A 14,403-nucleotide genomic window follows, 5' to 3' on the forward strand; every position below is an offset into this window, starting at 1 on the left:
GCGCTCATGTCGCGCTCCGGTCTTGCTGGTGCGAGACGCCTGCGCCGACGTAGGGGATCGCTTCGTCGATGGTTTCCCAGATGAACCGGCCCGAGGGACTTTGCTGCTCTTCCGCGACGTGCGACACGAGGCCGGCCGCGCGCGAGATCACCGCGAAGCCACGCATCAGGGCAGTGGGTACGCCGATCTCGCCCAACAGGGCCGCGACGGCGCCCGTTGCGTTGATGGTGATGTGCTTGCCGTAGGCCTGGTCGATGGCGTCCGCCAGCAGGCGCAGGGCGCGCAGCCAGTCTCCGGGCAGGTCGGATTCCGCTTCGGCCAGCGCAAGCAGTTTCACCGCGCGCGGATCGTCGGGTTTGTGCAGATGGTGGCCGAAGCCCGGCAGCGCGTGCCGTGATTGCCGGTACTCCTGGGCGATGGCCCGGGCCTCGGCGGGCGCGTCGGCGGCTTGGCGGATGCGCGCCAGCAATCCGGAGCAGTTCTCCATGGTGCCGACGAACCGGCTGCCGACGGCCATCAGCCCCGACGCGACCGCGCCCTGCAGGTTTTCGGGGGCGCTCATGTAGACCACCCGGGTGGCGATGGCGCTGGGAGTCAGGCCGTGCTCCATCAACGTCACCAGCACGGCATCGACGATCCGCAGATCCACGGGGCGGGCCGGCCGTCCCAGGATCTGCATGACCATGACTTCGGTGAACGTCTTCTTTCCGATCAGGTCCTCGACCAGATCGGCGTCACGGTAGTACATGCCCGTCAGATGGTGGGCACAAAGCCGGGTTTCAGGCGAGGGGGGACTCATGCGATCTCCTTCAGCGCGGTTTCCCGCACGGCGTTCTTCAACACCTTGCCCACCGACGATTTCGGCAGGCTCTGGTGAACATGGATGTGCTTGGGCGTGTGCACGGGACCGAGCAGGCCGCGCACGTGTTCCTGCAACGCCTGGGCGTCGGCGCTGCAGCCGGGATGGAACTGCACCGCCGCGTGCACGGCCTCGCCCCATTTCTCGTCGGGCAGTCCGAACACCGCGCATTCGTAGACGGCGGGGTGCGAGGACAGGGCATTCTCGACATCCACCGGATAGACGTTGAACCCGCCGGTGATGATCACGTCGCGCAGGCGGTCTTTCAGGAACAGGAATCCGCGTTCGTCCACCAGGCCCACGTCGCCCGTGTGCAGCCAGCCGTCCACCAGCGTTTCGGCAGTCTTGTCCGGCAGCCGCCAATAGCCCGTCATGACCAGGTCGCCGCGGACCACGACTTCCCCCATTTCGCCGGCGGGCAGCAGCTTGCCGTCGGGCGCCCTGATGGCCAGTTCGGAGTACCAGGTGCAGCGGCCCACCGACCCACGGTTGGCGGGATCTTCCAGCTCGCCGGGCGGCAGCACGGTGACGATCTGCGGGGCCTCGGTCTGGCCATAAGTGGTGCCCAGGACCGGCCCGAAGAACGCGCGGGCACGGTCGATCAGCTCGGGCGGCATGGGCGCCCCGCCGTAGATCAGGTTGCGCAGGCGGGGAAAGTCGGCGCGCGAGACGCCTTCCTGCGCCATCAACATGTAGATCAGGGTCGGCGGCATGAAACTCATCGTGCCGCCGCGTTCGCGGAAGGCCTGCGTCACGGCGGCGGGGCCGCTGCCGTCCAGCAGGAGGTGCGTGCCCCCCTGCGCCAGCACGGGCAGCAGGTAGGTGCCCGTTCCGTGGGTGATGGGGGCGCAGACCACGTAGCGGTCTTCGCACGTCAGTTTCCAGTGGGCGATCTGGTTGACGATGCCCGCGTTCCAGGCGCGGTAGGGCTGCATCACCCCCTTGGGCAATCCGGTGGTGCCACCGGTGAACTTGATGGCCTGCGTGGCGTCGCGCGACAGGTCGTGCCGTGCCGGCTGCTGGCCCGCATGCCTGTGCAGCAGCGATGCCAGCGTGGGCGAGCCAGGGGCGTCGTGCAGGTGTACCCTTCCCGCGGCAGGGGGGCCCAGCAACGGCAGCCCGCTTTCATCGCCGATGATGATGCTGGGCTGCGTGGCGTCGAGGATGCGGCCGATCTCGCGTTCGGTGCTGCGGTAGTTCAGCGGCACCCAGATCTTGCCGCTGGCCAGTACGGCCAGCAGGGCCAGGATGTGTTCGGCGGTGTTGCCTGCGCACAGGGCGACGCGGCTTTGCGGCTCGGGATCCAGCGCCTGCAGCGCGGCCGCCAGGGCGCGGACCTGGGCGGCCAGCTCGGCGTAGCAAAGACTGCCTTGCGGCCCGGACAGCGCAATGCGCTCGGGATGGCGCTGCGCGGCGCGGAAGAAGAAATCGATGGGATACACCTGGGACTCCTCGGGTCAGTTGGCCTTGAGGTTCGCGGCTCGGACCACCTTGCCCCATTTGTCGATCTCGCTGGCGACCCATGCGGCAAAGTCCGAACGTCCGTTGGGCGGTGGCGGGGCCCAGAAACCCGATTTTTCGTAGGCCTGCTTGATCTGCGCGGTGGCGAGTGCCTTGTTGACGGCCTCGTTCAGCCGGTTCAGGATGGGTTGGGGCGTACCGGCCGGGGCCATCAGCCCGAACCAGGACTGCACCTCGAAACCCTTCAGGCCGCTCTCGTTCAACGTGGGCACGTCTGGCAGGGAAGCCAGCCGGCTGCCCGAGGTCACGCCGATGGCGCGCAGTTTGCCTGCCTGCACGTGCGGCAGCGAGGAGGGCAGGTTGTCGAACATGGAGTCCACCTGGCCGCCCAGGAGGTCGGCCACGGCCGGGCCGCTGCCGCGGTAGGGCACGTGAAGAATGTCCACTGCGGTCTGCATCTTGAACAGTTCGCACGACAGGTGGATCGACGAGCCGTTGCCGGACGAGGCGCAGGTCAGCTTGCCTGGGTGTTCCCTGGCGTAATGGATGTACTCCTGCACCGTCTTGACCGGCACCTTGGGATTGACCACCAGGACGTTCGGAATGGTGGCCAGCATCGCGATGGGGGCGAAGTCCTTCACGAAGTCGTAGTTCAGCTGCGAATAGAGCGTGCGGTTGATCGTGTTGGCGATCGACCCCACGTAGAGCGTGTAGCCGTCGGGTTGGGCGCGCGCCACGATCTCGGCTCCGATGTTGCTGTTGGCGCCCGTCTTGTTCTCGACCACGACGGTCTGGCCCAGCACGTCGGACAGCGATTTGGCCATCAGCCGCGCGACGATATCGGTGGCGCCGCCCGCGGCGTAGCCGACGACCAGCGTGATGGGACGTTGAGGATAGGTTTCGGCGGCCGTCGCGGCATGGGCCGTGAACAGGGTGCTGGCCGAGACGAGCGCGGCGCGAATGAGCCTGGGAAGCGACACCATGGGTTGTCTCCTGATTTTGTCTAATATTTGGACAGATCTGTGCCTGTCGAGACCTATATTCAGGTGCAATGCCCGCATCGCCAACGGTACTTGTCCAAATAATGAACAACGAAACCTCTGCCGAGAGTGGCCCGCGCGTCCTGCGGCGCGGCCTGCGGATCCTGCGCGTGCTCAGGGAGGCGGGGGCGGGCGGCCTGCACGTGGTCGAGATCGCCCGGCGCGTGGGGATGCAGCGATCCACGGTGTATCGCTACCTGGACGTGCTGGTGGAAGAGGGGTACGTGGTACGTGAACCGGACGCCGTGCGCTGGCGCACCGCCGAAACGGCCGCGCTGATGGCTGCGGACCCGCATGCCGAAGCCGTGCGGCGCCTGCGGCCCGCGATGCGGCGGATCAGCGATGCCAGCGGCGATTCGTCCTTTCTGATCGTGCGCGCGGGCGGCGACTCGCTGTGCCTGCATCGCGAGCTCGGCAATTACGCCGTGCAGGTCCTGGCCGTCACGGTGGGCCACCGCCAGCCGCTGGGAGTGGGGGCCGCCGGGCTGGCGTTGCTGTCGGCGCTGCCGGACGCCGAGGCGCGGGAGGTCATTGCGCAGAACGCCGGGGCGCTGCGCGCCTACGGCGGAATGACGGTCGAGCAGATGCGGCGGCTGGTGAGCAACACGCGCGATCGCGGCTGGGCCGTGGTGGGAAACTCGGCCGTTCCGGGAGTGCTGGGCGTGGGCGCGGCGCTTTGCGACGCGGGCGGCTATCCGCGCGTGGCGGTCAGCGTATCCAGCCTGATCGACCGGATGCCGGCCGGGCGCCAGCGCGCCATTGCGCAGCAGATCCGAACCCAGCTGGCACAGGCGCCCTTATGAAGGCCGGGGGGCGCCGCCGCCCGCCAGGCGGGATGGCGACGCCACTCTGTCGGGCGGCCTCAGGCGGCCGGCGCCCGATACGTCTTCTGGTAGTGCACGCTGAAGGTCTTGAACGCGGCCAGCGCCTTGTGCGGATCGTGGCCCGGCTTGACCAGGAAGCTGTCGAAGCCGACGCGCGCCTGGTAGTGGATGGTGTCGATCATCACGTCGCCCACCGCGCGCAGTTCGCCGGTGTAGCCGTAACGCGTGCGCAGCAACTGCGCCAGCGAATAGCCGCGGCCATCGGTGTAGGCCGGGAACTCGATGGCGATCAGCGCGATGCCGGTGGTGTCCAGCGTGCCGCCATCGCCGCCCAGCAGGTCGGTCAGGTCGGTGTCCGGCGGCAGCAGCACGCCTACCGGGTGCTGGCGCGCGCGCAACACGTCGCGCGCGGCCTTCCAGGTGGCCAGCGGCACGACCCAACCGGGTTCGTCGGCGGGCACGGCGTCAGCCGCGGCACCGTCTTCCGGCACGTAGTTGCGCCACGTGTCGGCCTGCAGCGCGCCGTGGTGGATCAGGTGGGCAGTGCTCAGGTCCAGGGTGGCGTCAGGCATCCGCGGTCTCCTCGGGCTTGACGATCTCGGGATCGCTGTACACGTCTTTCTTGAACGGATCGATGCCCAGGCGGTCGACCACGTCGATGAAGCGCTCGTCCTCGCTGTCGCGCAGGCTGAGGTAGGTGCGGATCAGGCGGTCGACCACCACCGGCACGGTCGCGCGCGCGAACGAGGGGCCGATGATGCGGCCGATGGCCGCGCCGCCGCCACGCTGCGACTCCAGGTCGGGCAGCGGCTTGGCCGCGCCGTTCTGGCGGCCGCCGATGGTGACCTGATACCACTCTTCGCCGGCCTTGTCGACGCCCAGGATGCCGATGTGGCCCACGTGGTGATGGCCGCAGGCGTTGATGCAGCCCGAGATGTTCAGGTCGAGTTCGCCGATTTCGAACAGGTAGTCCAGGTCGTCGAAGCGGCGCTGGATGGACTCGGCCACGGGAATGGAGACGGCATTGGCCAGCGAGCAGAAGTCTCCGCCCGGACAGGCGATGATGTTGGTCAACAGGCCGATGTTGGCGGTGGCCAGGCCCAGGGCGCGCAGCTCTTGCCAGAGCTCGTGCAACTGCGAGCGGCGCACGTCGGCCAGGATCAGGTTCTGCTCGTGCGAGACGCGCAGTTCGCCGAAGCCATAGCGTTCCGACAGGTCGGCCACGGCGTCCATCTGGTCGGCCGTGATGTCGCCCGGCGGCACGCCGGTGGGCTTGAGCGACACGGTGACGGCGGCGTAGCCGGCCACCTTGTGGTCCTTCACGTTGCGGCGCAGCCAGTGCGCGAAGGCGGGATTCAGCGCGGCATGCCCGGCCGTGGTGTCGGCGTCGTTGGCGGCCTGCGCGTCGTACTGCGGCCACGTGAAGCGGCTGGCGATCGTGTCGACGAACTGCTGCGTGATCGTGTCGGGGCCGTCCTTGATGCGCTGCCACTCTTCATCGACCTGCCGGGCGTACTCCTCGGGCGTCAGGTCCTTCACCAGGATCTTGATGCGCGCCTTGTACTTGTTGTCGCGGCGGCCGTGCAGGTTGTAGACGCGCAGCGCGGCTTGCAGGTAGGTCAGCAGGTGCTGCCATTCGACGAACGGGTTGATCAGGTGGCCGACCATGGGCGTGCGGCCCAGGCCGCCGCCGATCCACACCCGGAAACCCATCCTGCCGTCACGTTCGACCGCTTGCAGGCCGATGTCGTGCACGCCCACGGCGGCTCGGTCCTCGACGGCGCCGCTGACGGCGATCTTGAACTTGCGCGGCAGGAAGGCGAATTCGGGGTGCAGCGTGGACCACTGGCGGATGATCTCGCACCACACCAGCGGGTTGACCAGCTCGTCGGGCGCGATGCCGGCGAAGTGGTCGGTGGTGGTGTTGCGGATACAGTTGCCGCTGGTCTGGATGGCGTGCATCTGCACCTTGGCCAGTTCGGCCAGGATGGCGGGCACGTCTTCCAGGCGCGGCCAGTTGAACTGGATGTTCTGGCGCGTGGAAAAGTGGCCGTAGCCGCGATCCCAGGTGCGGGCGATGTGGGCCAGTGTGCGCAACTGGCGCGCGGCCAGCATGCCGTAGGGGATGGCCACGCGCAGCATCGGCGCATGGCGCTGCACGTACAGGCCGTTCTGCAGGCGCAGGACGCGGAATTCGTCTTCGGTCAGCTGGCCGTCGAGGAACCGGCGCGTCTGGTCGGTGAACTGCGCCACGCGCTCGTCGACCAGTTGCTGGTCGACCGGATCGTAGACATACATGATGGTTGTCTGTTGCGTTGGAATCTGTTGTCGGGCGAAGCAGGGCGGTTGTCCTGCCGCCGGACCGCGGGCATCGCAGGAAGCATGCGGGGCGGTCTTTCGGGGTCTCATAACCGTAACAGCAGACAATGCGGCGGGTCTAAGTCTTTCTGGTAATAAGAAAGGAGCGCCCGGTTGTGAAGGCGGCGTGACGGCAGGCCGCCGTCCGCGGCGTTACGTGCCTGCCGCAGGACATGCCCGCGATCCGGCATGCCAAAGGCCGGATGCTATAAAAGACCCGTGGTGTCTTTTGCAGGGGCTGTACAGATGTCGTTTCACATATTGGGCCGATGCGGCGCCGCGCTGGTGCTGGCCGCAACCCTCGCGGGCTGCTCGTCCAGCCGGCCGGACGAGCCGAAACGCAGCAGCGATTGCAGCTGGTGGCGCAGCTGCATGTATGAAGGCCAGTACGAGCCTGGCGAGCGCGATTACGCCGAGGAAGAGGCCGCGCGCCTGAACCGGCAGCAGTCCAGGCGGATGGGCAACTAGGTTCTCCGGCCGGCTTTTGATCAGCCCGCCGGGTTTTCCAGGCAGGGCGCGAATTGGCCGCTGGCCGGATCGCGCACGAACAGCACGCCCGTGGCCACGCCGAAATAGGCGCCGTGCAGCACCAGCTCGCCGGCGTCGACGCGGCGGCGGATCGACGGGAAGGTCAGCAGGTTGGCCAGGCTCTGCTCGATGACGGCCAGCTCGAGGCGCTTCAGGTCGGTGGCGCGGTCGCCGGTCGACCCGCCCAGGCGCGCGGCCACGGGGCTGATCTGCGACATCCATTTGCCGATGAAGTCCATCTTGGACAGCGGCTCGGCGTCGTCGTAGAAAGCGCGGATGCCACCGCACGAGGCGTGGCCCAGCACCACGATGTTCTTGACCTTCAGGCCGTTGACTGCGAACTCGATGGCCGCGCTGGTGCCGTGGTAGGAGGATTCCGAATCGGTTTCGGCCGGCGGGACCAGGTTGGCCACGTTGCGGATGACGAACAGTTCGCCAGGACCGACGTCGAAGATGACTTCGGGCGACACGCGCGAGTCGCAACAGCCGATGATGAGCGTTTCGGGGCTTTGGCCAGTTTCGCCCAGAGCCTGGTACCGGCTGCTTTCGCCGGGAAAGCGGCCCTTCAGGAACGACTGGTAGCCTTCGGTAAGTCTTTTGGGGAACATGTTTTTCTTCCTTGAGTTCTGGCGCGTCCGGCGCCGTGGCGCGGCCCTGGATCGGGGCCACGCGGCGCGCGGGCACCCCGGATTTTCCCATATCGGCCCGGCGGCCGCCCGCCAGATTTTTCAGGTTGCAGACAGTTCGGCGCGCTTGCTTGCGCCACGGCTTTTGCCGGATGATGGCTTGCCGGCCTTTCCGGGGCCGAGCACGCGCTGGCCCTGTTTGTCCGTGCATTCCGTCCGGACGGGGCGCGCCCAGGAGGAACTCATGGCTTCATTCACCCGTGAACTGACGGCAGCCGCCATGCTGGCGGTGTTCTGCGCCGCGCCCGCCTGGGCGCAGCAGACCGCCCCCGCGCCCGCCAAGACGCCCACGCCGCAGCAGCAGCGCATGGCCGACTGCAACAAGGCCGCCGCCGACAAGAAGGGCGACGAGCGCAAGGCTTACATGAGCAGTTGCCTCAAGGGCGAGGCGCCCGCCAAGGCCGCGACGCCGCAGCAGCAGCGCATGAAGGACTGCAACGCGCGGGCGTCCTCGCAGTCGCTGATGGGCGACAAGCGCCGTGCGTTCATGAAGACCTGCCTCAGCAGCAAGCCCTGATGACCGCGTTGCCATGCCGGTGCAAGGCCGGCACGGCGCGCGCCGTCATTCGGCCTTGACGTCGACGGCGGTGAAGCGGCTGAAGGCCAGCGGCGTGGTCGCCAGCAGTTCCCAGGAGGCGCCTGGCGGCAGCGGCGATTCGGCGCGTTGCGAGACGCGGCCGATTTCGGCGCCGTTGGCGTCGTACAACGCGAAGACGATGGAGGGCGACGGCAGCAGCTTGTCGCCATTGTTGGTGACCGTGCCGGTGATGGTGGTCTGGCCCATCGTGGTGTCGCGGGTGGCTTGCAGATGGGATACCGACACGCCGTAGGACAGGCTTTGGGCAGTGGCCGAGCCGGCGGCCAGGGCCAGCAGCAAGGCGGCGATTCGCATTTTCATGGGCGACTCCGAAAGCGGCGCGGGGCGCCGATGCCCATCACCATAAGCGGGCAGATGTGACAGCGCGGTGCGCAGTCGTGTCGGTTTGTTCACGGCGCGTCGCGTCGGCCGCCGTCAGACCGTCGCGACCGGGGTGGCCGGCGAGCCGATGGCGTGCGGCAACCGCAGCGGGGGCGCGGTCAGCATGAAGCGATGGCGGCCGTTGGCGTGCAGCCACTCGGCCAGGTCCTTCATGTACCAGAGTTCGGCCAGCGGCAGCCCCAGCTTGAACAGGCAGTGATGGTGCAGCGGCAACATCGGGCGCTGCCCGCTGGTGGCGCGCGAGGGATAGGCTTCCACCGCGTAGTTGTCCGCGCACAGCGCCGCGATGCCGCTGTCGGTGATCCACTGCAGCAGCGCCGCGTCGGTGCCGTCCAGCGCCGCGCCATAGTGATGCAGCACGTCGCCGTCGGGCTTGCCGTTCATCTCGACCACTTTCTCGGCGTAGCCGGTGCGCAGGCACAGCATGTCGCCGGATTCGATCTCGATGCCGTCCGCGTCCATCGCCTGCCGCAGCTCGCGCAGGCCGATCAGGGTGCGGCCGGTGCCGAAGTGGCGTGCCAGGTCGATCAGCACGCCGCGGCCCTGCATGCCTTTCTCGGCCAGGTTCTCCACGCCCAGGCGCAGCGCGGCCGAGGGCCCGCCGCTGTTGCAGCCGCAGCCGGTATGGTCGCCGTCGGCGGGCCCGACCACGTCCACGCCCGCGCGAAAGCCGTTGTAGTAGCACAGCTCGGCCGTGCCGTCGCCATCGGCGTCGAACAGCGCGCCCACGTGCGCCAGCGAATCCCACTGCGTCGAATACTGCGTGGACAACAGCACCTGGTCGTCGCTGAGCACGTCGACCGCATCGGGATTGATGTTGCGCAGCGGGAAATTCAGGTAGGGCGTGCCTTGCAGACGGGTGGGGCTGAGCTGCGGCGGATGGCGGCGCGGGTTCAGCACGTTGCCGCCCGGCAGGTTCAGCGGCAGCGACAGGCAGAACGTCTTGCCCACGCGGATTTCGCGCGCGCCGTTCAGCACCTGCGCTTCCTGGATCAGGTTCAGGCGGCCCAGTTGGTCGTCCGGCCCGAAGTCGCCCCAGTTCGAGCCTTCCGGCCGTTGCTTCCAGCGTTGCATGGCGGTCAGTCCTCTTGCAGGAAATCCAGCACGGCGCGCGTGAAGGCTTCGGGCTGTTCCCAGTTGGAGATGTGCGAGGTGTCCAGTTCCAGGTAGCGCGCGCCGGCGATGGCGTCGGCCAGTTCGCGGCCCTGCTTCGGCGTGGCGGCCACGTCGTGCGTGCTGGCGATGACCAGGGTACGCGCGCGGATGGCGTGCGCCTGCTCGCGCAGGTCATTGTCGCGCAGCGCGGCGCAATTGGCGATGTAGCCGGCGTCTGGCGTGCGGCGCAGCATGTCGACCAGCACCTGGGTCAGGCCGGGCTGCGCGGCGCGGTAGGCGGGCGTCAGCCAGCGTTCGACCAGCGTGGGCGCCATGTTCGACACGCTGTCCTGCGCGATGGCGGTCATGCGCGTGCTCCAGCTTTCCACCGATCCCAGGCGCGCCGCGGTATTGCACAGCACCAGGCGGTCCACGCGTTGCGGGTGCTTCAGCGCCAGCGTCATGCCGGTGGGGCCGCCCATCGACAGGCCGCAGAAATGCGCGTGTCCGATGCCGACGTGGTCCATCAGCTCGCGCACGTCCTCGGCCAGTTCGTCGAAGGTGTATTCGCCGCCGGGCACGGAGGAACGGCCATGGCCACGCGTGTCGTAGCGCAGCACGCGGAAATGCCTGGCCAGCTCCGGAATCTGTTGCGACCACATGTCGGCGCTGGAACCCAGGGAGTTGGAGAGCACCAGCGCGGGGGCGTCGTCGGCGCCGTCGATCACGTAGTACAGCGTGGCGTGGCTGAGTTTGGCGTAGGGCATGGTGAGAAGCTCGTGTGAGGCATGGGGCGGGGCGTGCCGCCCCGCACGGATGAAAAAGGGAGGGCGTGCCGCGCCATTGGCCGGCACGTATCCTCGTGCCGGCGCGTCAAGGGGGCAGCGCGCCGTCCCCGCTCTACAGATAGGACGTGCCGTCCACGTAGGCCTTGCGCCAGCGCGTCAGCGTGACGCGTTCGAACAGGCCGGCCTGGTGGAAGGGATCGGCGGCGATGAAGCGCTCGGCTTGCTCGCGCGTGTCCAGCGCCACCACGTACAGGCCGCCGCCGGCATCGCTGCCGTCGTCGTTCAGCTTGGCGCCGCAGGCCAGCAGCAGGTGCTTGTGCTCGTCCAGGAACTTCAGGTGTTCCGGACGATGCTGCTGGCGTACGGCCTGGTGGTCGGGCTTGTCGAAGGTTTCGATGATGAAGGGCATGGCGGACCCCGGGGGTCAGATGGCCGAGCCGTGACGCGCCAGGGCGGTCACCTGCACGTCCATGTACGGGAACAGCGGCAGCGAGAACAGCAGGGCGTTCAGTTCGTCGTGGTCGGCCACGTCGAACACGCTGACGTTGGCGTAGCGGCCCGCCACGCGCCACAGGTGTAGCCACTTGCCTTCGCGTTGCAGCTTCTGCGCCAGGGCCTTCTCGTCGGCCTTCAGGCGGTCGGCTTTTTCAGTGGGCAGGTCGTGCGGCAGGTTGACCTGCATTTGCACCATGTACAGCATGGGAAGTCTCCAGAAGAGGCGCGGCGCCCCTGGGGGCGCCGCTTGGATCAGCGCTCGAACGTCAGCGGCAGGCCCGTCAGCGCCAGCAAGCCTTCCGGCGTGGCGTCGCCGAACAGGTCGATCACGGTGACCTTGCCGTCGCGCAGGTCGAACACGGCCATGTCGGTGTAGACGCGCGACACGCAGCGCACGCCCGTCAGCGGATAGCTGCAGGCCTCGACCAGTTTGCTCTGGCCTTCGCGCGTGGTCAGTTCCATCATCACGTAGACGTCCTTGGCGCCGATGGCCAGGTCCATCGCGCCGCCCACGGCGGGAATCGCGTCGGGCGCGCCGGTATGCCAGTTGGCCAGGTCGCCGTGGCGCGACACCTGGAAGGCGCCCAGCACGCAGATGTCCAGGTGGCCGCCGCGCATCATGGCGAACGAGTCGGCGTGGTGGAAGAAGGCGCAGCCGGGCAGTTCCGTCACGGGCTGCTTGCCGGCGTTGATCAGGTCGTAGTCTTCCTTGCCCTTTTCCGGCGCGGGGCCCATGCCCAGCATGCCGTTCTCGGTGTGCAGCAGCACTTCGCGGTCGGCGGGCAGGTGGTTGGCCACCAGCGTGGGCAGGCCGATGCCCAGGTTGACGTAGGCGCCTTCGGGAATGTCGCGGGCCACGCGCGCGGCGATCTGGTCGCGGTTCAGACGGTTGCTCATGATTACTCCTGGACGCCGCGCGGGGCGTCGATCTGCACGACACGCTGGACGAAGATGCCGGGGGTGACGATGGCCTCGGGATCGAGTTCGCCCAGTTCCACCGTCTGGCGCACTTGCGCCACGGCCACGCGGGCGGCGCTGGCCATGATGGGACCGAAGTTGCGCGCGGTCTTGCGGTAGACCAGGTTGCCCCAGCGGTCGCCGCGTTCGGCCTTGATCAGCGCGTAGTCGGCGTGCAGCGGATACTCCAGCACATAATGGCGGCCATTGATCTCGCGCGTTTCCTTGCCTTCGGCCAGGGGCGTGCCGTAGCCGGTGGGCGAGAAGAACGCGCCGATGCCGGCGCCGGCGGCGCGGATGCGCTCGGCCAGGTTGCCCTGCGGCACCAGTTCAAGCTCGATCTTGCCGCTGCGGTAAAGCCCGTCGAAGATCTGCGAATCGGCCTGCCGGGGGAACGAGCAGACGATCTTGCGCACGCGGTTGGCGCCCAGCAGGGCGGCCAGGCCGGTGGTGCCGTTGCCGGCGTTGTTGTTGATGATGACCAGGTCTTTCGCGCCTTGCTCGAGCAGGGCGTCGATCAGTTCCATGGGCTGGCCCGCGGTGCCGAAGCCGCCGATCATGATGGTGGCGCCGTCCGGCACGTCCGCGAGCGCGTCGGCGGCACTGGATACGAGTTTGGAGATCATGGGTGTCTTGGAGGGAGGGATGTCTTATTTGTTCTATAGTCGAACATTCGTTCTTTTATAGAACATCGTTTCATGACGGGTAGGAGGTGTCAATACATGGACGAGCAAGCACACCGGCCGCCCAGTGACAGCTACGTGCAGTCCTTCGCGCGCGGCCTGTCGGTGATCCGCGCCTTCGGTCCGCAACGGCCGCGCATGACGCTGACCGAAGTGGCGGCCGCCACCGGGCTGACGCGCGCGGGCGCGCGCCGCATCCTGTTGACGCTGGTGCAACTGGGCTACGTCGAGGCCGACGAGCGCCGTTTCGCGCTGACGCCGCGCATTCTCGAACTCGGCTATGCGTACCTCTCGGCCACGCCCCTGTGGGACCTGGCCCTGCCGTACATGGAAGAGGTGGCCGAGACCACGCGCGAATCGTGTTCGGTCTCGGTGCTGGACGGCACCGACATCGTCTACATCCTGCGCCTGTCCACGCACAAGGTGATGACCATCAACCTGGCCGTGGGCAGCCGCCTGCCCGCGTGGGCCACCTCGATGGGCCGCGTGCTGCTGGCCGGCCTGCCCGAGCCCGAGCAGGACCGCCTGCTGGACGCCAGCCAGATCCAGGCCTATACACCGTCCACCCTTACCGACCGCACGGCGCTCAAGCGCGCGCTGGCCGAGGTGCGCGCGCAGGGCTATGCCTGCGTGGTGCAGGAGCTGGAACCGGGCCTGCAGTCGGTCGCCGTGCCCATCGTGGACCGCAGCGGCCGCGTGACCGGCGCGATGAACGTCAGCGGGCACGCCAACCGTTACTCGCGCGAACAGATGCTCGATGCCTTCCTGCCGCCGCTGCGGCGCGCGGCAGGGCACATCAACCAGGCCCTGCAGCGGCGCTGACGCCGCGCGCGCGCCGGCCCGCCTCGCGGGGGCGGCGTGGGGCATGGGGCGGCTGGTCGCGCGGGACATGGCGGCGGCGTGCGGAATCAGATGGGCGCCACGCCCAGCGTGGTGCCGCCGCAGACGTACAGCACCTGGCCCGTGACGAAACCGTTGTCCGGCGACAGGAAGAACATCGCGGCGCGCGCCACGTCCTCGGGCGTGCCCAGGCGCTTGACGACGATGCTGTCGATGATGCGCCTGGTCTGGGGCGCGCCTTCCGGATTGCTCTTCATGAACAGGTCGGTGGCGATGGGGCCCGGGCCGATGGCGTTGACGGTGATGCCGTCGCCGCCCAGTTCCATGGCCAGCGTGCGCGTCATGCCGATCAGGCCGGCCTTGGTGGCCGAGTACACCACGCGCTCGGGCTTGCCCAGCGCGGCGCGCGAGGACATGTTCACGATGCGGCCGAAGCCCGCCGCGCGCATGTCCGGCAGCGCCGCCTGGATCAGGATCATGGCCGTGCGCAGGTGCAGGTTCACGACGTAGTCGAGGTCGGCCAGCGTGGCCGTGTCGGCGGTGCCGGGGCGCGTGGCGCCGGCGTTGTTCACCAGGCCCACGATGGCGTGCGACTGCACCGCCTGCTGCGCGGCGGCCCGCGCCTGGTCCGGATCGGTCAGGTCGGCCTGGATCGAGACCATGCCTTCGGGCGGGTTCCCGGGCAGGCGGTAGTCGATGTTGATCACGCGCTGGCCCGCGTCCAGCAAGGCGCGCGCGATGGCGGCGCCGATGCCGGCGCTGGCGCCGGTGACCAGATAGGCGGTGGGTTTCATGTGAGGTGGCTCCCGG

Annotated in this window: 18 protein-coding genes; 4 read left to right on the forward strand and 14 right to left on the reverse strand. The window is 68.2% G+C overall.

All coding sequences use genetic code 11. The annotated features are described in order from the left end of the window. Positions 1-4: 4 nt before the first annotated feature. The 3 genes from A6745_RS07915 to A6745_RS07925 are packed head-to-tail and all read right to left on the reverse strand — an operon-like array spanning position 5 to position 3,303. Positions 5-799, reverse strand: a complete 795-nt coding sequence (locus A6745_RS07915; RefSeq protein WP_066125432.1) for a citryl-CoA lyase — start codon at positions 797-799, stop codon at positions 5-7. Continuing rightward, positions 796-2,301, reverse strand: coding sequence for a class I adenylate-forming enzyme family protein (locus tag A6745_RS07920; protein WP_066125434.1), 1,506 nt, complete (start codon positions 2,299-2,301; stop codon positions 796-798). The genes A6745_RS07915 and A6745_RS07920 overlap by 4 nt, the downstream gene beginning before the upstream one ends. A gap of 15 nt (positions 2,302-2,316) precedes the next feature. Next, positions 2,317-3,303, reverse strand: a complete 987-nt coding sequence (locus A6745_RS07925; RefSeq protein WP_066125437.1) for a Bug family tripartite tricarboxylate transporter substrate binding protein — start codon at positions 3,301-3,303, stop codon at positions 2,317-2,319. Between the two features lie 101 nt (positions 3,304-3,404). On the opposite strand from A6745_RS07925, the gene A6745_RS07930 reads away from it, so the two are divergent. Next, on the forward strand, positions 3,405-4,163 hold the full coding sequence (locus tag A6745_RS07930; RefSeq protein ID WP_066125439.1) for an IclR family transcriptional regulator: 759 nt from the start codon (positions 3,405-3,407) through the stop codon (positions 4,161-4,163). A 59-nt stretch (positions 4,164-4,222) separates the two neighbouring features. On the opposite strand, the gene A6745_RS07935 is transcribed toward A6745_RS07930, so the two are convergent. Further along, positions 4,223-4,756: a DUF934 domain-containing protein gene (locus A6745_RS07935; RefSeq protein WP_066125442.1), complete on the reverse strand. Its 534-nt coding sequence runs from the start codon at positions 4,754-4,756 to the stop codon at positions 4,223-4,225. Next, on the reverse strand, positions 4,749-6,482 hold the full coding sequence (locus A6745_RS07940) for a nitrite/sulfite reductase (protein ID WP_066125444.1): 1,734 nt from the start codon (positions 6,480-6,482) through the stop codon (positions 4,749-4,751). The genes A6745_RS07935 and A6745_RS07940 overlap by 8 nt, the downstream gene beginning before the upstream one ends. A 306-nt stretch (positions 6,483-6,788) precedes the next feature. Between A6745_RS07940 and A6745_RS07945 the strand changes: the two genes are divergently transcribed. Then, positions 6,789-7,010 (forward strand): hypothetical protein, encoded by a 222-nt coding sequence (locus A6745_RS07945; protein ID WP_066125446.1) that lies wholly within the window; start codon positions 6,789-6,791, stop codon positions 7,008-7,010. Positions 7,011-7,030: 20 nt separating this feature from the next. Here the strand turns inward: A6745_RS07945 and A6745_RS07950 are convergent, their stop codons facing one another. Then, positions 7,031-7,678: a carbonic anhydrase gene (locus tag A6745_RS07950; protein WP_066125449.1), complete on the reverse strand. Its 648-nt coding sequence runs from the start codon at positions 7,676-7,678 to the stop codon at positions 7,031-7,033. A 262-nt stretch (positions 7,679-7,940) separates the two neighbouring features. Between A6745_RS07950 and A6745_RS07955 the strand changes: the two genes are divergently transcribed. Continuing rightward, on the forward strand, positions 7,941-8,273 hold the full coding sequence (locus tag A6745_RS07955; RefSeq protein WP_066125451.1) for a PsiF family protein: 333 nt from the start codon (positions 7,941-7,943) through the stop codon (positions 8,271-8,273). Positions 8,274-8,318: 45 nt separating this feature from the next. Here A6745_RS07955 and A6745_RS07960 read toward each other — a convergent pair whose 3' ends face one another. The 7 genes from A6745_RS07960 to A6745_RS07990 form a co-directional block, all read right to left on the reverse strand. Continuing rightward, entirely contained in the window at positions 8,319-8,654 is a 336-nt protein-coding gene (locus A6745_RS07960; RefSeq protein ID WP_066125452.1) for an FxLYD domain-containing protein, read from the reverse strand. A 114-nt stretch (positions 8,655-8,768) separates the two neighbouring features. Continuing rightward, positions 8,769-9,809, reverse strand: a complete 1,041-nt coding sequence (locus tag A6745_RS07965) for a cyclase family protein (RefSeq protein ID WP_066125455.1) — start codon at positions 9,807-9,809, stop codon at positions 8,769-8,771. 5 nt (positions 9,810-9,814) lie between these two features. Next, positions 9,815-10,597 (reverse strand): 3-oxoadipate enol-lactonase, encoded by a 783-nt coding sequence (pcaD, locus tag A6745_RS07970; protein WP_066125457.1) that lies wholly within the window; start codon positions 10,595-10,597, stop codon positions 9,815-9,817. A gap of 133 nt (positions 10,598-10,730) precedes the next feature. Next, entirely contained in the window at positions 10,731-11,027 is a 297-nt protein-coding gene (locus A6745_RS07975; protein ID WP_066125459.1) for a YciI family protein, read from the reverse strand. A 15-nt stretch (positions 11,028-11,042) separates the two neighbouring features. Continuing rightward, positions 11,043-11,318 (reverse strand): muconolactone Delta-isomerase, encoded by a 276-nt coding sequence (catC, locus tag A6745_RS07980; protein ID WP_066125461.1) that lies wholly within the window; start codon positions 11,316-11,318, stop codon positions 11,043-11,045. A 47-nt stretch (positions 11,319-11,365) separates the two neighbouring features. Beyond that, entirely contained in the window at positions 11,366-12,010 is a 645-nt protein-coding gene (locus A6745_RS07985) for a 3-oxoacid CoA-transferase subunit B (protein ID WP_066125463.1), read from the reverse strand. Positions 12,011-12,012: 2 nt separating this feature from the next. Beyond that, positions 12,013-12,696: a 3-oxoacid CoA-transferase subunit A gene (locus A6745_RS07990; protein WP_066125464.1), complete on the reverse strand. Its 684-nt coding sequence runs from the start codon at positions 12,694-12,696 to the stop codon at positions 12,013-12,015. 96 nt (positions 12,697-12,792) lie between these two features. Between A6745_RS07990 and A6745_RS07995 the strand changes: the two genes are divergently transcribed. Further along, positions 12,793-13,575 (forward strand): IclR family transcriptional regulator, encoded by a 783-nt coding sequence (locus A6745_RS07995; RefSeq protein WP_066125466.1) that lies wholly within the window; start codon positions 12,793-12,795, stop codon positions 13,573-13,575. Positions 13,576-13,661: 86 nt separating this feature from the next. Here the strand turns inward: A6745_RS07995 and A6745_RS08000 are convergent, their stop codons facing one another. After that, positions 13,662-14,387, reverse strand: coding sequence for an SDR family oxidoreductase (locus tag A6745_RS08000; protein ID WP_066125468.1), 726 nt, complete (start codon positions 14,385-14,387; stop codon positions 13,662-13,664). Positions 14,388-14,403: the final 16 nt, after the last annotated feature.

It is taken from the genome of Bordetella ansorpii (assembly GCF_900078705.1).
GTDB classification, from domain to species: domain Bacteria; phylum Pseudomonadota; class Gammaproteobacteria; order Burkholderiales; family Burkholderiaceae_B; genus Bordetella; species Bordetella ansorpii_A.